We start from the raw sequence: 20,682 nt of genomic DNA, 5'->3' as shown, positions 1-20,682 counted from the left end.
CACTTGGGGAACTATTCTCCGCAGAAAGGGATGGACTGATGGCGCTGACGCTATGGAAGAGGATACTGGCCTGCCTTGAAAGATTTCTTCAGGCTCTGGCCGATGTCATGGGACTTGATGCCGACAGGCTTATCGAAGGCATGATGGAGGATAAAGAGATGGCACAAGAGTATAAAGTCATGGCGGATGCTATCGAAAAGTACCGAATGCAGAAAGCGGCTTAGGCATTAAATCCTTTTAAGTAAGTGTTTAATGTTCTTATATATAGGAAGTTTCCGGATGAGTCATTCTTGTGATAGTCCCTTAACTGAGGACTTCTATAAAAATGGGAAACTTCAGTTATAACTTTACGGCTGGCTGGCAGCGCCCGTGGAAGCATCGTGATGTCCTTAATGCAACGGAATATGCCGTGATGATGAATGAAGGGCTGGTCAACGCGGGACAGGCTCCCATTTATGCGGATCCTTACTCATACGGTAAGGGAACGGACTGGCAGGATGAGGTGTTTGACAATAATGCACCCGTAGTCAATCATGAAGTGAATGTCAGTGGTGCGTCAGATAAGGTCAATTATTATCTCTCCATGGGCTATTACCATCAGGATGGTATCGTGGGTGGTAATTTTGATCGGAGTAATTATCGCCGGCTTACGCTCCGGAGCAATACCAGGTATAATGTGTTTGATGACGTCAAGGATCGTGACTGGTTGAACAAGTTGGATATTACGGTCAACTTGTCATACGCACGGGTGAACAGTAAGGATATTGATGCGAACTCTCAATATGGGAGTGTTCTGGGGAGTGCCCTTTACCTCTCTCCTCTTCTCACGCCGACAGTCAGTGGCTCAGCAGCTGAAGCCCAACTGGCTCAATATGGGGGACAGGAATATGGCATCTATGACAAACATGGAAATTTATATACGGTGCCGGGTGGATCATACAATGAGATGAACAATCCTCTGGCCATGCTCTCCCTTCCTGGTGATAATAACTGGAGTCATAAATTTGTGACTGATTTCTCTGCTAATCTGAACCTCGGCTATGGATTCTCTTATCGTGTTTCTTATGGCGCAGACCTCTCTTTCTGGGGCGCTGACGGCTATACCCCTAAGTATTATCTTTCCAGTAATAATAAGGAGAGCATCACCGATGCGCATTCATATAGTGACCGTGGTACCGTCTGGCAGATAGAGAATGTCCTGACGTGGAACAAGAAATATGGATTGCACAGCATCAATGCGGTCATCGGCCAGAGTGCTTTCAAGAATAGTGGGTATAACCTTTGGGGATCATTGCAGGACTTGAAGGATCTGAATAAACCTTATATGAATAATACCAGTGCTTTGCGGAGTGAGGGACAGATGGCCGCCAGTGGGGGCCCGGCGTATGAGCATAAATTGTCTTCCTGCTTCTTCCGTGCCAGTTATAACTATGGTGAACGCTATATGGCACAGTTTACTGTTCGCAGGGATGGCAGCTCCAGATTCGGCGCCAATAACCGTTATGCAACTTTCCCCTCTTTCTCACTGGGTTGGAATGTCATCAATGAACCTTATCTGAAGATACCGCAATGGCTGACCAACTTGAAACTGCGTTTTTCCTGGGGGAAGAATGGTAATGATAATATCGGCGATTTTACATACGCTGCCTGGACTTCTGCCGGGTATAATGGTGTCTTCGGCCGTAGTGAGACCGAAACGAACGGGGTACAGGCTGGTTCTCTGCCTAACCCCAATCTGAAATGGGAGGAGAGCAGGCAGACGGATATTGGACTTGATATGGGATTTTTCAGCAATGCGCTGACTTTCACGGTTGACTGGTATGACAAGAAGACCAGTGGTATGATTATCTCTATGCCGATACCTTCTTATATAGGAGCTGATCCTCCGTTGGGGAATGTCGGTGATATGGACAATTCCGGTGTGGAATTTGAAATGGGCTATAAGTTCCGTGCATCTGATTTCAATTTCCGGATGAAAGGGAATGCCAGTTATCTGCATAACAAACTGGTTAATCTTGGTAATTCTGCAGGATTTCTGGAACTTGATGCCATGCAGAATACCGGTACGATTACCCGTGCCCAGAATGGCTTGCCTTTCCCATATTTTTATGGGTACAAGACGGCTGGTATCTTCCAGAACATGGATGAAGTGAGAGATTACAAGAATACGAAGGGTGAAATGATTCAGCCGAATGCCGTTCCTGGTGATGTGCGTTTTGTGGATGTAAGTGGCGATGGCGCTATCACGGCTGCTGACCGCACAAAAATTGGAAAAGGAATGCCGGACTGGACCTATGGAGTCACTTTCAATGCCTCCTGGCATGACTTCGATTTTATGATGATGTGGCAGGGAACGATAGGGAATGATATCTATGACGCGACAAGACGTACGGATATTCGTCCGGCTAACTTGCCCTCCTATATGTTAAAGCGCTGGACAGGTGAAGGGACCAGTAACAAATATCCTCGTTTCATGATTGGGGATGGTACCAACTGGCAGAGCTCGGATCTTTATATCACGGATGGTTCCTATTTGAGACTGAAGAATATCGAACTGGGATATACTCTCCCACGGAGTCTTACGAATAAGTTGATGTGTGACCGTCTGCGCATTTTTGTATCTGCGGAGAATCTGCTGACCTTTACTAAATATGCGGGTTATGACCCTGAAATATCATCAGGGGGTATTTCTCTTGGCGTAGACTATGGCGTCTATCCACAAAGTCGTACATTCTCAATTGGTTTTAATATTGGCTTTTAATCATACATCCTAAATTAGTACTATTATGAAACGAAATAAAATGATGATAATGGGTCTGCTGTCTGTTTCCCTTCTGGGACTGACAGGATGCTCGGATAGTTTTCTGGATGTGACTCCACCGGATAAAGCTACACTTCAGGAATATTATAATACTTATGACCATTTGACGGAAGCTTTGGTCGCTACCTATAATCCTATGCGTGAATACGACTGGAATGGCAAGCAGTATGCGCCACTCAACCTTTGCAGTGACGTGATGGGTGATGATATGTGGGTTGGCGGTGCTGGTATCTCTGATAACCAATATCTCCACAAGATGGCCAATTATGCCTCTACGGCTAATTCCAGTGATGCTCTGACCGGGATATGGGACCAGAGTTATAAGGGGGTTCGTAATGCCAATGACTTGCTGACTTATATCAGTTGGAATCAGTCTGTGTTGTCTGCGGATTCACTGGCTGAATATGCAGCTGAGGCTCGTGTGCTGAGGGCTTTCTACTATTGTCAGTTGTGGAAGTTTTACGGGAATATTCCTTTCTATATGGTTAATCCAGGCACTCCTTACCTGGTAGCCCAGAAGTCTGCTGACGAGGTCTATGATGCAGTCATCAAAGACCTGGAAGATGCTATAGATTCTAAAAAACTCCCTATGAGATGGGATGATGCTGATCTCGGACGGGTCTCTCAGGCAACGGCTTATATGCTTTATGCAGAGATGGTCATGTATCAGAATGACCAGAGCCGTTATACTAAGGCTCTTGGTTATCTACAGGAGATCATCAACAGTGGATTGTATGCCTTGAATCCGAGTTATGCGAATATCTTTGAAGAGAGTGGCGAATGGTCTTCGGAGAGTATCTTTGAGATTAACTATAAAGATGATAAGGCTGTACGGGCCTGGTCTAATGTAGATGCTGCCGGAGGAACCGTCCTTCCGCGTCTGATCAGCCCGTCTGACTGGAAGACGGGATCAGAAGGGGTTGAGAACGGATGGGGATTCGGACCTGTGCGTACGGAGACTTATAATATGTTTGCTACTGGGGATACTCGCCGGGATGTGACTTGCTTTGATGCCCGTCAGGGTTCCTATACCAAGCGTTATCAGGATACGGGATTCTTCCTTGGTAAATATATCGCGAAAACGGCTAATAATGCAAAGCAGATTGCTGACGCAGACTTAAACTTCAACAATAACCTGCGTATCTATCGTTATGCAGAGACCTTGCTTGATGCGGCTGAGCTCCTGCTTCGCACGAATGGCTCTACGGCACAGGCTCAGGAATACTTGAATCTGGTACATCACCGGGCCGGCCTGACCGATAATAAGGCTGCCACGATTGATAATATTATAGAGGAGCGTCACCTTGAGTTTGTTGGTGAAGGTAAACGTTACTGGGACCTGATCCGTACGGGTAAGGCTGCTACAATACTGGTTCCGGATGCATACGGCTATCGTACCAACTCCTGGAGTGAAAGCAAGAAGTATCTGCCTATACCGCAGAGTGAAATTGATGCGGCTCAGAACACGTTAACTCAGAATAAATATTAAAAGATATATTCTTATGAAGAAATTCAGTTTATATATTGTTGGAGCGTTACTGTCTATCATGGCGTTGGTATCCTGTTCGCCGGAATCGTATGAAGGTCTGGATGAAAATGGACTGCCTCTGGCAGAGAATGCTCAGGTTAAGGTCAGTGTGGCAGATTCGACAAACAACGTAACCTTCCAGATGGCCGGGGAGGGTGTTTATCCGATATGGTATATTCCTGTTGATGGTAAGGAGGTCACGAAGAATCCGATTTATTCCACACTTAACCCGTTGAATAAGATATGGTCAAATGCCGGTGACTATGCGGTTTATTACCGGGTAGGGAATCATAATGGCATGTCTCAGGGAATGGGTAAGGCAACGTTTCATATCCAAAATTCCCTGACGAATTATGATAACATTATTGCCATGCTCTCAGCGGGCACCTGGAGAATCGCGTCTACTGAAACAGGGCATCTTGCCTGTGGTCCTTCTGGTACGGATGGTACTTCCTGGTATCAGGCTGCCCCTGGAGAGAAAGCGGATAAAGGGGTGTATGACGACCGTCTTACTTTTTCCAAGGATGGGTCTTATTCTTATGATCCTGGAGTGGGTGGAACGGTATATGTCAATAAGGGATGTTCTCTGTTTCCTGAATACCATCAGGATGAAGATTATATGGTTCCGGTTAAGAACCAAAAGACTACTTATACTCTGAGTACAGAGGGGGATAATGTTTATATGACGATGCCGGCAGGTACACTCTTCCCTTATATCCCCGCAGATGATGCTTATAAGAGTGAACTTAAACTCCGTATCGAGAGTTTGTTGGGAACTTCTATGGTATTGGTATGGGATGATGGGACGATTGCCTGGCATTATATCCTGACTTGTGCGGATGAGGGATTCCAGGGATATAATGCTTCAAGTGACTGTAATCTCTTTAAGAGTTGTAAGTTTACAAATACGTATTATTATGCTCCTGGATGGGCGCAGATTCCGGATCCGGTCATGACCTCCAACGGAAATTCATATACAGTCACACTGCCTGAGGCAACGACAAGCCAATGGCAGGCGCAGGTGTTCTTCCATACGGATATGAACACCAATGCTGCTAACCATTATGACTTTTCTGCAAAATTACTGTCGACGAAAGATCATGATAATGTGACGGTTAAACTCTCTAAGGATGGTGATGATGGAACGTATTACTTCGTAGAAAACATCAAACTCAAGGCCTTTGAACCTTATATCTTCTATAAGAGTGATCTGCCTGGACTGGATATGGATAAAGTCAACCTGGTGCTGGACTTTGGAGGTAACCAGGCAGGTACTCAGGTGACGGTCTCAGATATTGACCTTCAAGAGCATGCCTGCGATGGAATCGAGGCTCCGGGCGGAGATCAGGACAAGACGGTATATATATATGATTCGCCGATGAACCTCTGGAAATCAAACGTAGATGACAAAGGTACTTCCGGATTTACTCCTTTCTTCTATTATGCACCGGGATGGGCTCAGATCGCTAATCCTGACCTCAGCGTGGATAAGGGAACGTATACCATCAGCCTGCCGACGGCTACTACTGATCAGTGGCAGGCTCAGGTACATCTGATCACAACACTTCTAGGGGAGGCTGATACGAAGTATGATTTCTGTTGTAAATTGCTTCCGACAAAAGATATTAAGGGCGTAACCGTAAAATTGACGGATACGGCCAGTGATGACAACTACTATTTCTTGAAGCGGGTAGATCTGGCCGCTGGTCAGGAATACACGCTGAAGGTTCCTGCCGTCGTTCTGCCCAAGGGAGCAGCCAAAGCATTGAAACTGGTACTTGACTTTGGGGGCAACCCGGCTGATGAACAGGTTAAAGTTTACAATATTGTCTTTCAGAAGACTGCACAATGACGGTGCCTTCAATGTGGGGGAAGGGCATTTCTTGGTCTGCCCCCCCCTTGTACATTGAAACATGGTCAGATCAAATCCAATTTTATCGGAAATAATAATGAAAAAGATAATGATTTTAAGTACACTCTTTATCATTGCACTCGGAGTCATGAGTTGTAGTGATAGTAATGAGGACACAAAGTATGCACCTGCTACTGAAACAGTTACGCTGTCGTCATCCTCTTTTGCCGTGGATACGGCTGCTCAGGTCGTCAAAGTGGGGATTCAGACAAACCATGATTTCGTGGCTTACTCTAATGATTCCTGGTTGTCGGTGTCTCCGGCCAATAGTATATCACGGGATACCTTCCTCGCCATCCAGGTGGCAGTCAATAAGACTCCTCTTGAACGTAAAGGCGCAGTGGTTGTCTGGTGTGGAGGTATGCGTGACAGTATCAAGATTACTCAGAAGGCTGCCAGTATGCTGAACATTCAGGCACCTCTTCCGGGATATACTCTTGTTTGGGATGATGAGTTTGAGGGCTCGAAAGTTGGCAGTGACTGGACGTATGAAGTCCAGGGACCTGGCTGGATGAATAATGAACTGCAGAGCTATGTGAAGGATGACCAGGTAGCGCAAGTCTCTGATGGAACGCTGAAAATTAATCTGGTGAATGATAACGGTACGATAAAAAGTGCCCGCCTTTATGCCTGTAAGACTACGGGGTGGCAGTATGGCTATGTTGAGGCTCGGATAAAACTCCCCAAAGGTAAGGGCACATGGCCTGCATTCTGGATGATGCCGGTCAATAATAAGACATGGCCTGATGACGGGGAGATTGATGTGATGGAGGAAGTCGGGTATGATCCGAATGTGGTCGTTTCGACGATCCATTGCAAGAAGTACAACAACGGTGGAACAACTGTTGAGAGCGCCCGACAGACGGTTCCGACGGCACAGAGCGATTTTCATACCTATGGTCTTGAATGGACAGCAGACAAACTGACTTTCTATGTTGATAATAAAGAACTGCTGACTTATAAGAATGATGGGAGCGGAAGGGATGCGTGGCCTTTTGATAATCCTTTTTATGTGATCTTGAATCTTGCTTGGGGTGGCGATTGGGGTGGACAGCAGGGGGTTGACCCGAGTTGTCTGCCTGCTACTATGGAGGTGGATTATGTCCGGGTTTTCCAGAAGAAATAGCGGGCTGTAAAATGCTGGCATAGAATGCTGGTAGAGTCTGTTCTTGAAATTAAGAGGACAAAATTTTCTCAAAGAAGATTTTGTCCTCTTGCGTTTTTGTTGTATTTTTGCAATAAAATAATACCATTGATAAGTGAGTCCGAGTTGGCTTGTTTGATCTCCGGAGTGTAAATGGCTTCAAAACAGACTCAGATATGAAGCGACTTTGTTTTAAAATACTGCTATTTCAGATTCTTTTGTCTTGCCCATTAACGGGACTTGCCGAAAGAAGTGATCTGACTCCTATGTACAAGAGCCTTGATCATGCTATTACTCAGATGGACAGGTATGTTCGTATCAGACAAAATCGTATCCTCAGACTTCAGAACCGGTTGAAGATGCCGATGACTCCATCTGCCCGTTTTTATCTTCATAGTCAGTTGGCTGATGAGTATATTCCCTTTGTTAATGATTCGGCAATCAGCCAACTTAATCAGTGTGTGAGGCTGGCTTTGTGTATGGGACGAAAGGACCTGGCGGGGGAATACCGGTGTCTTATCTCTTTGCAATGTTCGAAAACGGGAATGTACCAGGAAGCGTTTAATGTCCTGGATAGCGTGCGTATGGAAGATTTGACCCGGAAAGGACGCTGTACTTATTATTGGGCATTATATAATGTGTATAATGAACTGAGCTATTATGCACAGTTGGCTGCTTTTCGTAAGTCGTATGCCGGAAAAGCTCAATATTATCAGAACCTGATGTTCCGTAATATTTCACCGGAAGGGGATCCTTATTATCAAATAAGGGAATTGGATTTGATGAATGCCCACCGTTGGCAGCAGTCCATGGCGTTGAATACGGTCTGGCTGAAACGGGTGCGGAGGGGCTCTCATCGCTATGCCCTGGTAGCACTTTACCGCTACCTGGAATACAAGGCTCGGAGGGATACGACGAAGATGATGTACTGGTTGACACAGTCTGCATTGTCGGATGTTCGTAACGGGGTCATGGACCAGGGATCCATGTGGGAGATTGCTAATCAGATGATGGTCCAGGGTGAAGTGGACCGCTCTTACCGGTATATTAGTTTTGCAAGCAGTTGTGCTGCCCGCTTTGGATCCCGCCAGCGTAATTGGCAGATAGCCCCATTACTTTCTTCAGTCGCTAATAACTATAAGATGTTGACGGAACGCAGGACGCAACAGTTGTTCTGGTTACTGGCAATTATCAGTGTACTGGCTTTCCTTTTGTTGTCTTCTCTTCTCTTCGTCAATCGTCAACGTAAAAAACTCGCTGACGCACAAAAGAACTTGCGGGATATTAACGGACAGTTGTCTGGCCTTAATCTGCGATTGACGGAAACAAATTCTCAGTTGTCTTTGCTCAACCAGAAATTGACCGACAGCAGTAAGGTGAAAGAGGAATATATTGGCCGCTTTCAGAGTATGTGCTCTGAATATATCGAAAAGATGGATAAGTTCAGGAAACACGTAAATCGTGGGCTCCGGAACCGTCGGATAGCTGAATTGCTGGAAGAGACTCGTTCTGGTGAATGGAAAGAGGAGGAATTGAAAGAACTGTATGTGAATTTTGATCATTCTTTCCTGCGCCTGTTTCCCAACTTTGTTTCTGAATTTAATGCGCTGCTCCGTCCGGAAAGCCGGATTATTTTAACGGATTCCTCACGCTTGAATACTCCCTTGCGGATTTTCGCCCTTATTCGTCTGGGGATAGAGGACAGCAGTAAGATCGCGGAATTCCTGAATTATTCGGTTAATACTATTTATAATTATCGTGCCCGTGTGAAGAACGGAGCTGCTGATGATCGGGAGGACTTTGAGCGGCATGTCAAGGAAATCGGACTTCAGAAATAGGGCCTGGGACTTCTGTCTTTCTCCGACATTATCTTGCGTTACATTAAGATAACGAATACTGACCTTTTCTCCTATCTTCTATCTTCATAGAGATAAATGAAGAAGTCAGCTTAACTCCATGAAGGCCTTTGGAAGGTATTTGATCAGGTCGCTGGCAATCAGACTCTCCTTTCCTAACTCCTGGGCCGCGAGATCCCCTGCATATCCGTGGAGGTACATTCCTACCCTGCAGGCATCTGCTTGATGATAGCCTCGTGCCAGCAGTCCGGTGATGATTCCGGTGAGCACATCTCCGCTGCCTGCTGTAGCCATGCCGCTATTCCCTGTAGGGTTGAATTCTACATGCCCATTCGGCAGGCAGAGGGCGGAGTAGTGACCTTTCAGGATGATATATGCCTGCAGGACACGGGAGAGTTTGCGGGCCTTTTCCAGACGCTCGTAGCATCCGTTGCTCATGGATCCATATAGCCGGTCAAACTCTCTGGGATGCGGGGTCAGGATAATGTCTGTGGGGAGCTGCTGCAGCCATGCCCTGTGATTGGCCAGGATATTGATGGCATCAGCATCGATGATGACCGGACAGGTAGACCTCCTGATTTGGGCGATGACGGCAATAGCCGTATCTTCTTCTTGCCCTAACCCCGGCCCGATGCCTAAGGCGTCAATATCGTGGGTGTCTACGGCTTCAGAGAAATAGTTCTCTTCACGGTCCATCTGCATGACCGCTTCGGGGACTGAGATCTGCATGATGTTGTAATTGCGCCTTGGGGTATGTATATATACCTTTCCTGCACCTGACCTGAGACAGGCTTTCGCAGACAGGACGGCGGCACCTGCCATCCCGTAACTCCCTGCAACCAGAAGTGCACTTCCCATCGTCCCCTTGTGAGCAAAGTCTCTTCGTGGCAGTATACGGGACTTGACGTCTTCTTCTTCCAGTATTTTATACTCACAATCCTTTTGATGGATATATTCCGGAGAGAGATGGATGTCAAGTACTTTAAGTTTTCCGATATAGACCTGGTTGTCGGCCATCAGCATGGAGAGTTTCTTCTGCTGGAGGGTGAGCGTCAGGTCTGCTTTGATGATATTCTGACGGATATTGTAGGTGTTGTCTTCGCACATCAGGCCGGAGGGAATATCCAGGCTGACAACTCGGGCAGGGGACTGGTTGATGTATTTCACCAGGGTGGAAAAGCCTCCTGACAGGGGCTTGTTGAGGCCACTGCCGAAAAGTCCGTCTACCACGAGGTCTCCTTCGTTCAATTCGGGCGGATCAAAGTTCATGGTGATCTCCGTAAAAGTCTCTGTCTTGTTTTCCTCGATCAGACGTTGCTTGTTGGTGGCACATTCTTCTGAAAGATGATTATGGATGTTAAACAGGTACACGGAAACCCGATACCCGTCGGCGGACAGCATCCTGCTTACCGCAAGAGCGTCACCGCCGTTGTTTCCCGGACCGGCAAAAGCTACTATGGGAGTATCTGCCGGCCATACGGACTCTATTCCTCTGGTTAATGCCTTTGCCGCTCTTTCCATCAGGTCGATGGAACGGATAGGCTCATGGTCTATCGTATATTGGTCCAGCTCGTGAATTTGAGCACTTGTAAAAATCTTCATCTGTTGCAAAAATACGAAATTAATACGTAATGTTTGCCATATTTTTCGTAATTTTGTGCCAAAAATTAGTTTTCGAGTAATGAGTGTAGTAAAAATCAAGGATAAAACCTTTAAGACATCTATTCCAGAAGCTGAAATCCGGAAACGTATACAGGTCGTGGCTGACCGCCTTAATAAGGATATGGCTGACAAAAACCCGATCTTCCTGGCCGTACTCAATGGCTCTTATATCTTTGCGGCTGACCTGACGAGAATGCTGACGATCCCTTTTGAAATTTCCTTCGTAAAACTCTCTTCTTATGAGGGGACCTCGACTACAGGAAAGGTGAAGGAACTGGTGGGTATCAATCAGGATTTAAAGGGACGTACGGTGATTATCCTGGAAGATATTGTGGAGACAGGGCTTACTATGCAGCACATGATTGAAACGCTTCAGGCTCACGGTCCTGAATCTATCCATATTTGTACTTTACTCGTGAAACCCGCCAAACTGACTATTCCTCTGAATATCGAATATCCGGTGATCAAAATCCCGAATGATTTTATATTGGGGTATGGACTTGACTATGACCAGCAGGGACGTGGATTGCGGGACATTTATACCTTGATCCCGGAAAAGGAATAGGTGCTTTTACCTGCTTTCTTGGTTGGACTGCGTGGCCTGTAATGATGAAAGGGTGAGCAGCAGCTGCCGGAAGAGGGGGAATCTCAGAGAATATAAAATTATATCACAAATAAGACAATGAAGAATATTGTTATTTTCGGTGCTCCTGGCGCCGGCAAGGGGACGCAGAGTGAGAAGATGATTGCAAAATATGGCCTGGGCCATATCTCTACAGGGGATGTGTTGAGAAATGAGATCAAGAAAGGCAGTGACCTCGGCAAAACGGCCAAAGGCTATATCGATAAGGGACAGTTGATCCCGGATGAGTTGATGGTCAGCATCCTGGCCAAGGTCTATGACTCTTTTGGAAAAGACCACAAAGGGGTGATCTTTGATGGCTTTCCTCGTACGATCGCTCAGGCTGAGGCTCTGAAGAAGATGCTGGCTGAGAGGGGACATAAACTTGCGGCAATGATCGAACTGGCTGTCCCTGAGGATGAACTGATGAAACGTCTGATTCTCCGTGGAAAGATGTGCGGTCGCTCTGATGATAATGAGGAGACCATCAAAAAACGTCTGACGGTTTATCATAATCAGACTTCTCCGCTGATCGAGTGGTATACAAAGGAGGGTATCCATTATCATGTAGAAGGGCTGGGAACGATAGATGAGATCTTCGCCCGTGTGTGCAAGGTGATGGATGCTCTTAAATAAAATCTGTGCAGGGATGTCCTCAACTGTTCTTTCATGCTGAAGGGCTCTCGTTTCCTCTCGGGTGAAAAGGGCGGACAGACTGTCCTGTTGCGGAAGTGGGGGGATGGATCTGTGCGGTCGTATTCTCTCTGAGAGATCTGATGAATAATTTAAAATAATGGCTGTAGAATCCAATTTCGTTGATTATGTGAAAATCCATTGCCGTTCCGGCAAGGGAGGCAAGGGCTCCATGCACCTCCGTCATGTCAAATACCAGCCTAACGGTGGCCCTGACGGCGGTGACGGGGGACACGGGGGCAGCGTGATCCTCCGGGGTAATCATAATTACTGGACTCTTCTTCATCTGAAATATGAGCGTCATGTCTTTGCTGAGCATGGTGGAAATGGTGCCAGTGACAAATGTCATGGTACGGATGGCGCTGATGCTTACATTGATGTCCCTTGTGGTACGGTCGTCTACAATGCGGTTACCGGAAAATACATCTGTGATGTTACGGAAGACGGTCAGCAGGTGACTTTACTGGAAGGGGGGAGAGGCGGAATGGGAAATTTCCAGTTCCGGACTTCTACAAATCAGGCGCCGCGCTATGCCCAGCCTGGAGAACCGGCACAGGAGGAAACGATCATTCTGGAACTGAAACTCCTGGCTGACGTGGGACTGGTGGGCTTCCCGAATGCGGGTAAATCGACACTGCTTTCTGCTTTGTCCAGCGCAAAGCCGAAGATTGCCAATTATCCTTTTACAACGCTTGAACCATCCTTGGGCATTGTCAAATACCGCGGTAATAAATCGTTTGTCATGGCTGACATCCCGGGAATTATCGAGGGCGCAAGTGAAGGCAAAGGCTTGGGACTGAGATTCCTCCGCCATATCGAGCGTAACTCGCTCCTGCTGTTCATGGTCCCGGGGGATACTGATGATATTAAGCATGATTATGAGGTGTTGCTGAATGAGTTGGAGAAATTCAACCCGGAATTGTTGGAGAAGCACCGTGTGCTGGCAGTGACCAAATCGGATTTGCTGGATGAGGAACTGATACAGATGCTCCGGGATACTTTGCCGACAGATCTTCCTTGTGTGTTCATCTCTTCCATAACTGGGGAGGGACTGGATGAGCTGAAAGATGTGCTCTGGAGAGAACTTAATTCTGAAAGTAACAAACTTGAAGAGATCACTTCGGAGACAACACTGGTTCACCGGGATAAGGATGTCCTGACTTTCCGGGATGAGATGAACGCTGAGGGTGAGGACGAAGAGACGGAAGAAAATACAGCATCTTCAAGGAAAAAGGGAAAAGACGAGGTGGAGGACCTCACGGACTTCGAATATACTGACGATTGATATGACACTGGATTTGAAACCGGAGTTGCATTTTTATCCTTTAGGAGACGGGGTGACTGCTTTCTCTACTACCCGCAAGGGGGGAGTGAGTGAAGGCCCGTACGGTGAGTTGAATGTCAATTCCTTTTGTGGGGATTCGATAGAGCATGTCCTGACAAACAGGCGTGCTCTGTGCCAGACTTTGGGAATAGGGACGGACAGACTGGTGTTACCGCATCAGGTTCATGGCATCGAGAGCCGTGATATTGCGGGGGAGTTCTTCTCTTTGCCTGTTGCTGTCCGGGATCAACTCCTGGAGGGGGTCGATTGTGTGATGACGGATGTCAGGAATGCCTGCATAGGGGTGTCTACGGCAGATTGTATTCCCGTATTACTTTATGATCCTGTACATCATGCATCGGCTGCAGTCCATGCTGGCTGGCGGGGTACACTTGCCCGGATAGTCAGGAAAGCGGTGCGGGATATGCATGTCTGCTACCAGAGTAAACCGACTGACTTACTGGCCGTGATCGGACCGGGCATCTCCCTGGAATCCTTTGAGGTCGGGGAGGAAGTGTATGACCAGTTCGCCAAGTCTGGATTTGATATGAAGGCGATTGCCAGGAGGGATGGGAAATGGCATATTGACTTGCCGCTCTGTAACCGTTTGCAGATGGAAGCGGTGGGAATCCGGCCGGAGCATATCCTGGTCTGTGATATTTGTACTTACCGCCATTCTGACCTGTTCTTCTCTGCCCGTAAACTGGGTGCTGATTCCGGGAGAATCTATACGGGAATCATGATGAAATAGGGACATGCGCAGATCGTGTGCCCTTCCTGAATAAACCGATACCTGAAAATGAATACAGACTGCTTGTGACAAGTGGTCTTTCTGAGTCAACTGATACAATAGCTTTTCTTCAGGCCGTTTTGTCAACCTTTAATGTCCTTAACCTTTTGCGATATGAAAATAAGAATATTCCGATACTTTCTGGCATTGTTCCTCTTTTTGTCCCTGTTCTCGTTTGCTCCTGTCCGGAAAACATTTTCCTTAGTTGAACGGACGCAGGTAAACACGGCTACCCCTCATCTTTTTGCTCATGGAAATTCTTTCAAGATTAATTTCAGCGATTTTCACGTGGGGGATTATTCCTTTCCTCTGCCTGTAGGGAAGGCACGCCTGTCAGGGACCGTCGTGGAAGTCAGCACCCTGAAAGGGGATGCCGTCAAGGCGATGTTTGACGGGACGGTGAGACTTTCCCGGAAAATGCCTGCAGGTGGGAATACCGTGGTTATCCGCCATCCGGACGGACTGGAGACGGTATATGACAATCTGATACAGAATCTGGTGCAGGTCGGCCAGTCCGTCCATGCCGGCCAGACAATTGCTATTGTAGGAGAAAAGGGCGGGAATGGCTATTGCCGTTTCTCGGTGATGGTAAATGGGGCAAGGATCAATCCCGAAACTCTCCTTAGTTTAACCAGTCATCAATTGAGGAACCAGACTCTTCTTTTCCAGAAAAATGGTCCTTATGTTGATGTCTCTGTCATTCCCGCAGGCAATATACCGGTCACATCGGGGCAGTGCCCGACGAGCCTGGATCCGGATGATGCGGTCAGTTATGACAAGAGCCATGACTTCCGGATCGACCTGGGGAAAATAGAAAGTTCTCATTGGGCTTATCCTCTTCCAGGCAGTCATGTGATCAGTCCTTACGGGGGGCACCGCCATCATCCGGGGGTAGATATCAAAACCTGCCCGAATGACCGCATCCTGGCTGCCTTTGACGGGGTCGTAACCCGGTCCTGCCGTTATTTCGGTTATGGGAATTGCATTGTTATCCGTCATGCCTATGGCTTTGAGACTCTTTACAGTCATCAGTCCAAAAACCTGGTACATCTGGGGGATAAGGTGAAAGCCGGGCAGGTTATCGGCCTGACCGGCCGGACAGGACTGGCAACGACGGAACATCTTCATTTTGAGGTGCATTTCAAGGGACATCATATTAATCCTGCCATTCTTTTTGACCATGTTCATAAATGCCTTCAGGCTTCTGTGCTGACGTTGTGCTGTGGCGGAAGGATGAAAGCGGAAAAATACTGATTATGTTGTGGCTTCGGGGACTGCTATGGTTTACTGCTCTTGCCGTTAATATCAGCAGAACTTCTTTGGGGCTGTCATCTTCAGGTCATAGTCAAGTCTTTAGAACACAAGGACCAAAATGGTGCATTTTGACCCCCCAATATGCACCATTTCGATACCCCGAAATGGTGCATAATGGTACCCCAAAATGGTGCATTTTGCTCCTCCACGACTAAGTCAATCTCCTTACTATATATGAATATCCCGGATTATCATCTTGCAATGGTGATCCGGGATTTTCTTTATCGTAAACGGGGACTCCTGCCAAGTGGTCAGAAAATAGCCTTGAGGGAATTGCTTATCTTTCTTTGCGGTTACCCTTATGCTTCCGGTTCGCCCTCTGCAGCCGGTATTTGGCTTTCTGATGGGCAGATCCGCTGCCATGGGTTCCGGTAATATACTTCTTTTTCTTTGCCTTGGTTTTCACTTTCGGTTTGCTGCCCTCAGGATCTTCGCTCGGAGAACCCTTGAAGATGATGCCATGCTCGATGATATCTTCGATGTCGTCGCTCATAGTTGTATCCTTTAATGATGAAACAGGCGGACACCTGTCATGCACATGGCAATGCCATACTTGTCACAGGTCTCGATGACATTATCGTCACGGATGCTGCCTCCTGCCTGAGCGATGTATCTCACGCCACTCTTGTGAGCCCGCTCGATATTGTCTCCGAAGGGGAAGAAGGCATCACTGCCCAATATGACATCAGTGTTCCGGGCCACCCAGGCTTTCTTTTCCTCCATTGTCAGAACCTCTGGCTTCTCTGTGAATACTTTCTGCCAGGCTCCGTCACGAAGGACATCATCATGCTCCTCACTGATGTAGACATCAATAGCATTGTCCCGGTCTGCACGGTGAATACCTTCCTTGAAAGGCAGGGCCATCACTTTGGGATTCTGGCGGAGCCACCAGACATCTGCCTTGTTTCCGGCAAGACGGGTACAGTGGATACGGCTCTGCTGTCCGGCTCCGATGCCGATAGCCTGACCGTCTTTGACGTAGCAGACACTGTTGCTCTGGGTATATTTCAGGGTAATCTGGCTGATGATCAGGTCCCGCAGGGCTTTTTCTGGAATCGTCTTGTTCTGCGTGGGGCGGTTCTCGTAGATATTCGGATCACCGAGTTTAATATCGTTATGTCTTTGCTCGAAAGTAACTCCGAATACCTGTTTCCGCTCAAATTCGGGAGCCTGATAGTCCGGGTTAACCTGAATGATATTATAATTGCCCCTCTTCTTCTGTTTCAGAATAGCCAGTGCATCTGGAGTATATCCCGGTGCGATGACACCGTCACTGACCTCTCGCTTGATGAGATGGGCTGTAGCCTCGTCACAGATGTCACTCAATGCGGCAAAATCACCGTAAGAACTCATCCTGTCTGCTCCGCGGGCACGGACATAGGCGCAGGCCAGTGGAGATAATTCGAAGTTGATGTCATTGACGAAGTAGATGTGCTTGAGGGTATCATTCAGGGGAAGGCCGATAGCGGCTCCTGCCGGTGAGACATGCTTGAAACTGGCGGCTGACGGCATGCCAGTGGCTTCTTTCAATTCCTTTACGAGTTGCCAACTGTTCAAGGCATCGAGAAAATTGATGTAACCGGGACGTCCGTTGAGAACCTGTACCGGGAGTTCTCCGCCGTTGTCCATGAAGATACGGGCAGGTTTCTGATTGGGATTGCATCCGTACTTTAAAGCTAATTCTTTCATTCTATAGGGAATTTAAATTCTTTCTTGCAAAGATAATGGAAATCGGTGGAAAAGCAAAAAGAAATCTTTGTTTTTATCAGTTGTGCAGGCATGGCTGATGGTGGTTTTTAACTGCAGGAGGACAGGAGAAATGACTTCCCGGACTTTGGAGAAAAACAGTGAAATGGCTTTTTTACTTTTTTTAGCTATGAGTGATCGAAAAGTATCTTTTTATGATGATGTTAGTGTAAAAAAAACTATCTTTGCACGTGTTTAGTGTGTTAGAGTTATGAAAAGTTACAGGAAAGTATTAATTAAGGATGTTGAGAGGGAAATCGGAAAGAAAATAGATTTGCATTCGGATGTCAGTAAGTTACTTTCTATAGTCGGAAAGCACCATCTGCATCTGAATTCATTGTCTCCAAAGGCAAAGGACAGACTGGCTCTTTTTGCCGGTTTCCAGAGCTGGAATGATTTCCGTGATGCCTTGCATGGGGATGATGATGGACGGATGAACTATGAAAGTAAGGATGAATGATCTGTCCTTTATCTAATAAAAAAGAGATCCGATAAAATATCGGATCTCTTTTTTATTCGTCTCTTTGAATAAATGGCAGGGTTTATTTGTCGTCTGTAGCCGTTCTCTTCTCTTGAATACGGGCCTTCTTGCCGGTCAGATTACGCAGATAGTAGAGTTTGGCACGACGGACCTTGCCACGCTTGTTTACCTCTATTGATTCGATATGCGGTGATTCAAGTGGGAAGATACGCTCAACACCTACTGTTCCGGACATTTTCCTGACGGTAAAACGCTTCTTGTCTCCAATGCCTGAAATCTTGATAACGACACCACGGTACAACTGCAAACGCTGTTTGTTACCCTCGACAATTTTGTAAGCGACAGTGATTGTGTCTCCTGGATTGAACTCCGGGAATTTCTTGCCGGTTGCAAATGCTTCCTCAGCAACTTTAACTAAATCCATTTCTTTATTATTAAATATTGTTTGTCGTTCAAACGCAACATGGCAAGCAACTCATTCTGAAGCCAGCGGTTACGTCGAAAAGCGTTGCAAAGTTACTACATTTTCCTTGTTTCACCAAATTTCCAACTCTTTTCTTTTTTCTTTCGTCGCTTTTTCCTTAACTTTGCAGCAAATCGAACGAAGATGAAGAATAAATTTTTGATTTCAGGACTTTTTTCTATTGCGCTTCTTGGAGTATCCTGCAGTGGTTCGCACTATGCGCTGAGCGGCATTTCCCGTCAGAGAATCTTGATAGACAGCACATACGATGCTTCACCGGATGCCAGGGCGGCGGCTTTTGTCGCTCCCTATACTTATGTGGTGGACAGTATGATGAACCCTGTCGTGGGATATTCAGCAAAATACATGGCTAAGCGGAGACCGGAAAGCGCGCTCTCTGATCTGTTCTCGGATATTCTCTTATGGGGAGGGGAGTCCTTTAATGAGCATCCGGACTTTGCCGTTTATAACATCGGAGGGATCCGTGCTGCCTTACCCAAGGGCCCGATTACGGTCGGGGCTATTCTGGATGCTGCTCCCTTTGAGAACAAGATCTGTTTCCTTACTCTTAAAGGTTCCGATGTCCTCGACTTGTTCCGGCAGATCGCCATGAGAGGCGGTGAAGGGGTGAGCAGAGGGGTTCGTCTCGCCATTTCCAGGAGTGGTCAGCTCCTGGATGCCCAGGTGCATGGCCGGCCTGTGGATCCGGATGGCTCCTATCGTGTGGCTACACTGGATTACCTCGCTCAGGGCAATGATGATATGGTGGCGTTCCAGAAGGGTACAGATGTGGTTTCTCCTCAGGAGAAGAAGAATGATGTCCGCTTTATCATTGAGGCTTACTTCAAGCAGCAAATGAAGGAGGGCAAGGTCGTCAATCCTCAGGTTGAGGGGCGGATTGTCGTCAAGTAATTTAGAGAACAGGGGCAACAGGACACTTCTTCCTGTTTCTTCGTCCTCTGACAAGTTTTAAATTTGAATGGATTCTTTATTTAATAAAAAATGAAAAAGAGTTTTTATTTTCTTCTTTTTGTGCTTTTGTTGTCTCTTTCTCCACTCTATGCGCACAAGAAAGAACTGATCATCTTGCATACCAATGATGTACATAGTTGTATCATGCCTTTAAGCAAGAATCTTGCAGATACTTTCTGGGCTAACCGCGGCGGCTTTTTCCGTTGTGTCTCCATGGTTAAGCAGCAAAGGACCATACATCCTGATCTGCTGCTGTTTGACAGTGGCGATTTCTCACAAGGATCTCCTTATTATACGTTATTCAAGGGTGATGTGGAAATAGGCTTGATGAATATCATGCACTATGATGCAGCGGTTATCGGAAATCATGAGTTTGATTTTGGCTTGGACAATATGGCCCGGATATTTAAGGAAGCCCATTTCCCGATTTTGTGTGCTAATTATGATTTTACGGGTACACCTGTCCAGGGACTGGTGAAACCATGGATCATCCTTCATCGCAAGGGTCTTAAAATTGGAGTCTTTGGCGTGAGCCCTCATCTGAAAGGTCTCGTGGATGACCGGAAATGTGTGGGTGTGAAGTTTTTGGATCCGGTTAAAACAGCTTTGCGCGTGGCTACCTACTTGAAGAAGAAAAAGAAATGTGATCTGGTCATCTGTCTTTCTCATCTGGGGTGGGATATTCATGATGCCCAGGACGATGAAGACCTTATACAGGGTACACGTTATATTGATCTGGTCCTGGGCGGGCATTCTCATTCCTTCTTTAAAACCCTGGAGCATGCAACCAACCTTGACGGGGTTTCCGTTCCCGATGACCAGAATGGTAAGAGTGCGATTTATGTAGGTGATCTTACCCTTGACTTTGTGAAGAAATAAGAGACTGTCATTCGGCCCTATCCCTCCTTTTATCTTTTTGGGATTGTCAATAGCTCTTAAGTGAACCTTGTGATAAAGAATGCTAAAAAGGATACCTATTATTAGGTATTTCGGAAATTATTCTTAACTTTGCAATGCTTGAGCACTCTTTGGCTCGATTGCATAATTTACAATAATATTAATCATAACAAATAAAATTAAAGACTATGGCTTACGTTATTGGTGACAATTGTATGGCTTGCGGAACCTGCATCGATGAATGTCCTTCAGGTGCTATCTCTGCAGGTGATGAGAAGTATTCTATTGATCCGGATCTCTGCACTGAGTGTGGTACTTGTGCAAGTGTTTGTCCGAACGATGCAATTAGTCTCCCATAAAAGGAAAAAATCCTTGTTTTAAATAACAAGTAAGGGGCGGTCTGAGCGGACCGCCCTTTTTAGTTGTGTATTGTTGGCAGCGATTATGAAACCCTTCT

Annotated in this window: 18 protein-coding genes and 1 pseudogene; 15 read left to right on the top strand and 4 right to left on the bottom strand. The window is 46.6% G+C overall.

What is annotated here, in order from left to right:
* The 6 genes and pseudogenes from ACYRYG_RS11530 to ACYRYG_RS11505 form a co-directional block, all read left to right on the top strand.
* Positions 1 to 224 (top strand): annotated as a pseudogene (locus ACYRYG_RS11530) (IS4 family transposase); the annotation flags it as partial.
* Between the two features lie 101 nt (positions 225 to 325).
* Positions 326 to 2,761 carry a SusC/RagA family TonB-linked outer membrane protein gene (locus ACYRYG_RS11525; RefSeq protein ID WP_460198219.1) on the top strand — a complete coding sequence of 812 codons (2,436 nt, stop codon included), beginning with the start codon at positions 326 to 328 and terminating at the stop codon, positions 2,759 to 2,761.
* A 25-nt stretch (positions 2,762 to 2,786) separates the two neighbouring features.
* The gene (locus ACYRYG_RS11520) at positions 2,787 to 4,310 is read left to right on the top strand and encodes a RagB/SusD family nutrient uptake outer membrane protein (RefSeq protein WP_293424178.1); all 1,524 of its coding nucleotides are present in this window, start codon (positions 2,787 to 2,789) and stop codon (positions 4,308 to 4,310) included.
* Between the two features lie 13 nt (positions 4,311 to 4,323).
* Positions 4,324 to 6,201 (top strand): hypothetical protein, encoded by a 1,878-nt coding sequence (locus ACYRYG_RS11515; protein ID WP_460198218.1) that lies wholly within the window; start codon positions 4,324 to 4,326, stop codon positions 6,199 to 6,201.
* Positions 6,202 to 6,298: 97 nt separating this feature from the next.
* Complete coding sequence (locus ACYRYG_RS11510) at positions 6,299 to 7,387, top strand: family 16 glycosylhydrolase (protein WP_460198217.1); 1,089 nt, start codon at positions 6,299 to 6,301, stop codon at positions 7,385 to 7,387.
* A gap of 194 nt (positions 7,388 to 7,581) precedes the next feature.
* On the top strand, positions 7,582 to 9,243 hold the full coding sequence (locus tag ACYRYG_RS11505; RefSeq protein WP_293424172.1) for a DUF6377 domain-containing protein: 1,662 nt from the start codon (positions 7,582 to 7,584) through the stop codon (positions 9,241 to 9,243).
* 105 nt (positions 9,244 to 9,348) lie between these two features.
* Here ACYRYG_RS11505 and ACYRYG_RS11500 read toward each other — a convergent pair whose 3' ends face one another.
* Positions 9,349 to 10,863 (bottom strand): NAD(P)H-hydrate dehydratase, encoded by a 1,515-nt coding sequence (locus ACYRYG_RS11500; RefSeq protein WP_293419955.1) that lies wholly within the window; start codon positions 10,861 to 10,863, stop codon positions 9,349 to 9,351.
* A 79-nt stretch (positions 10,864 to 10,942) separates the two neighbouring features.
* On the opposite strand from ACYRYG_RS11500, the gene hpt reads away from it, so the two are divergent.
* From hpt to ACYRYG_RS11475, 5 genes are all read left to right on the top strand, one after another.
* Entirely contained in the window at positions 10,943 to 11,488 is a 546-nt protein-coding gene (gene hpt / locus ACYRYG_RS11495; RefSeq protein WP_293419952.1) for a hypoxanthine phosphoribosyltransferase, read from the top strand.
* Positions 11,489 to 11,605: 117 nt separating this feature from the next.
* On the top strand, positions 11,606 to 12,181 hold the full coding sequence (locus tag ACYRYG_RS11490; RefSeq protein ID WP_293419949.1) for an adenylate kinase: 576 nt from the start codon (positions 11,606 to 11,608) through the stop codon (positions 12,179 to 12,181).
* 157 nt (positions 12,182 to 12,338) lie between these two features.
* Positions 12,339 to 13,523, top strand: a complete 1,185-nt coding sequence (gene obgE / locus ACYRYG_RS11485; protein ID WP_293419946.1) for a GTPase ObgE — start codon at positions 12,339 to 12,341, stop codon at positions 13,521 to 13,523.
* Position 13,524: 1 nt separating this feature from the next.
* Entirely contained in the window at positions 13,525 to 14,313 is a 789-nt protein-coding gene (gene pgeF, locus ACYRYG_RS11480) for a peptidoglycan editing factor PgeF (RefSeq protein WP_293419943.1), read from the top strand.
* A 153-nt stretch (positions 14,314 to 14,466) separates the two neighbouring features.
* Positions 14,467 to 15,606: a peptidoglycan DD-metalloendopeptidase family protein gene (locus tag ACYRYG_RS11475; RefSeq protein ID WP_460198215.1), complete on the top strand. Its 1,140-nt coding sequence runs from the start codon at positions 14,467 to 14,469 to the stop codon at positions 15,604 to 15,606.
* Between the two features lie 337 nt (positions 15,607 to 15,943).
* Here the strand turns inward: ACYRYG_RS11475 and ACYRYG_RS11470 are convergent, their stop codons facing one another.
* Both ACYRYG_RS11470 and ACYRYG_RS11465 read right to left on the bottom strand, forming a co-directional pair.
* Positions 15,944 to 16,159, bottom strand: a complete 216-nt coding sequence (locus ACYRYG_RS11470; RefSeq protein ID WP_293424168.1) for a hypothetical protein — start codon at positions 16,157 to 16,159, stop codon at positions 15,944 to 15,946.
* 11 nt (positions 16,160 to 16,170) lie between these two features.
* Positions 16,171 to 17,355, bottom strand: a complete 1,185-nt coding sequence (locus tag ACYRYG_RS11465) for a phosphoribosylaminoimidazolecarboxamide formyltransferase (RefSeq protein WP_293428022.1) — start codon at positions 17,353 to 17,355, stop codon at positions 16,171 to 16,173.
* A gap of 268 nt (positions 17,356 to 17,623) precedes the next feature.
* On the opposite strand from ACYRYG_RS11465, the gene ACYRYG_RS11460 reads away from it, so the two are divergent.
* Positions 17,624 to 17,872, top strand: coding sequence for a hypothetical protein (locus ACYRYG_RS11460; protein ID WP_293424164.1), 249 nt, complete (start codon positions 17,624 to 17,626; stop codon positions 17,870 to 17,872).
* A gap of 82 nt (positions 17,873 to 17,954) precedes the next feature.
* On the opposite strand, the gene rplS is transcribed toward ACYRYG_RS11460, so the two are convergent.
* Entirely contained in the window at positions 17,955 to 18,317 is a 363-nt protein-coding gene (rplS, locus tag ACYRYG_RS11455) for a 50S ribosomal protein L19 (RefSeq protein ID WP_293424162.1), read from the bottom strand.
* Between the two features lie 183 nt (positions 18,318 to 18,500).
* On the opposite strand from rplS, the gene ACYRYG_RS11450 reads away from it, so the two are divergent.
* From ACYRYG_RS11450 to ACYRYG_RS11440, 3 genes are all read left to right on the top strand, one after another.
* The gene (locus ACYRYG_RS11450) at positions 18,501 to 19,268 is read left to right on the top strand and encodes a 5'-nucleotidase C-terminal domain-containing protein (RefSeq protein ID WP_293424160.1); all 768 of its coding nucleotides are present in this window, start codon (positions 18,501 to 18,503) and stop codon (positions 19,266 to 19,268) included.
* 90 nt (positions 19,269 to 19,358) lie between these two features.
* Complete coding sequence (locus tag ACYRYG_RS11445) at positions 19,359 to 20,207, top strand: bifunctional metallophosphatase/5'-nucleotidase (RefSeq protein WP_293428024.1); 849 nt, start codon at positions 19,359 to 19,361, stop codon at positions 20,205 to 20,207.
* Positions 20,208 to 20,413: 206 nt separating this feature from the next.
* Positions 20,414 to 20,584 (top strand): DUF362 domain-containing protein, encoded by a 171-nt coding sequence (locus tag ACYRYG_RS11440; RefSeq protein WP_293424156.1) that lies wholly within the window; start codon positions 20,414 to 20,416, stop codon positions 20,582 to 20,584.
* Positions 20,585 to 20,682: the final 98 nt, after the last annotated feature.

This window comes from Segatella asaccharophila, assembly GCF_054687055.1.
The sequence above is the reverse complement of the archived record's forward strand: the minus strand, read 5'-3'. Positions and strand labels throughout refer to the sequence as shown.

Coding starts and splice junctions, on each gene's coding strand:
- hpt (WP_293419952.1), top strand. CDS start 10,943: ATGAGTGTAGTAAAAATCAAGGATAAAACCTTTAAGACATCTATTCCA.
- ACYRYG_RS11515 (WP_460198218.1), top strand. CDS start 4,324: ATGAAGAAATTCAGTTTATATATTGTTGGAGCGTTACTGTCTATCATG.
- pgeF (WP_293419943.1), top strand. CDS start 13,525: ATGACACTGGATTTGAAACCGGAGTTGCATTTTTATCCTTTAGGAGAC.
- ACYRYG_RS11475 (WP_460198215.1), top strand. CDS start 14,467: ATGAAAATAAGAATATTCCGATACTTTCTGGCATTGTTCCTCTTTTTG.
- ACYRYG_RS11470 (WP_293424168.1), bottom strand. CDS start 16,159: ATGAGCGACGACATCGAAGATATCATCGAGCATGGCATCATCTTCAAG.
- ACYRYG_RS11500 (WP_293419955.1), bottom strand. CDS start 10,863: ATGAAGATTTTTACAAGTGCTCAAATTCACGAGCTGGACCAATATACG.
- rplS (WP_293424162.1), bottom strand. CDS start 18,317: ATGGATTTAGTTAAAGTTGCTGAGGAAGCATTTGCAACCGGCAAGAAA.
- ACYRYG_RS11520 (WP_293424178.1), top strand. CDS start 2,787: ATGAAACGAAATAAAATGATGATAATGGGTCTGCTGTCTGTTTCCCTT.
- obgE (WP_293419946.1), top strand. CDS start 12,339: ATGGCTGTAGAATCCAATTTCGTTGATTATGTGAAAATCCATTGCCGT.
- ACYRYG_RS11450 (WP_293424160.1), top strand. CDS start 18,501: ATGAAGAATAAATTTTTGATTTCAGGACTTTTTTCTATTGCGCTTCTT.
- ACYRYG_RS11525 (WP_460198219.1), top strand. CDS start 326: ATGGGAAACTTCAGTTATAACTTTACGGCTGGCTGGCAGCGCCCGTGG.
- ACYRYG_RS11505 (WP_293424172.1), top strand. CDS start 7,582: ATGAAGCGACTTTGTTTTAAAATACTGCTATTTCAGATTCTTTTGTCT.
- ACYRYG_RS11465 (WP_293428022.1), bottom strand. CDS start 17,355: ATGAAAGAATTAGCTTTAAAGTACGGATGCAATCCCAATCAGAAACCT.
- ACYRYG_RS11440 (WP_293424156.1), top strand. CDS start 20,414: ATGGCTTACGTTATTGGTGACAATTGTATGGCTTGCGGAACCTGCATC.
- ACYRYG_RS11510 (WP_460198217.1), top strand. CDS start 6,299: ATGAAAAAGATAATGATTTTAAGTACACTCTTTATCATTGCACTCGGA.
- ACYRYG_RS11445 (WP_293428024.1), top strand. CDS start 19,359: ATGAAAAAGAGTTTTTATTTTCTTCTTTTTGTGCTTTTGTTGTCTCTT.
- ACYRYG_RS11490 (WP_293419949.1), top strand. CDS start 11,606: ATGAAGAATATTGTTATTTTCGGTGCTCCTGGCGCCGGCAAGGGGACG.
- ACYRYG_RS11460 (WP_293424164.1), top strand. CDS start 17,624: ATGAAAAGTTACAGGAAAGTATTAATTAAGGATGTTGAGAGGGAAATC.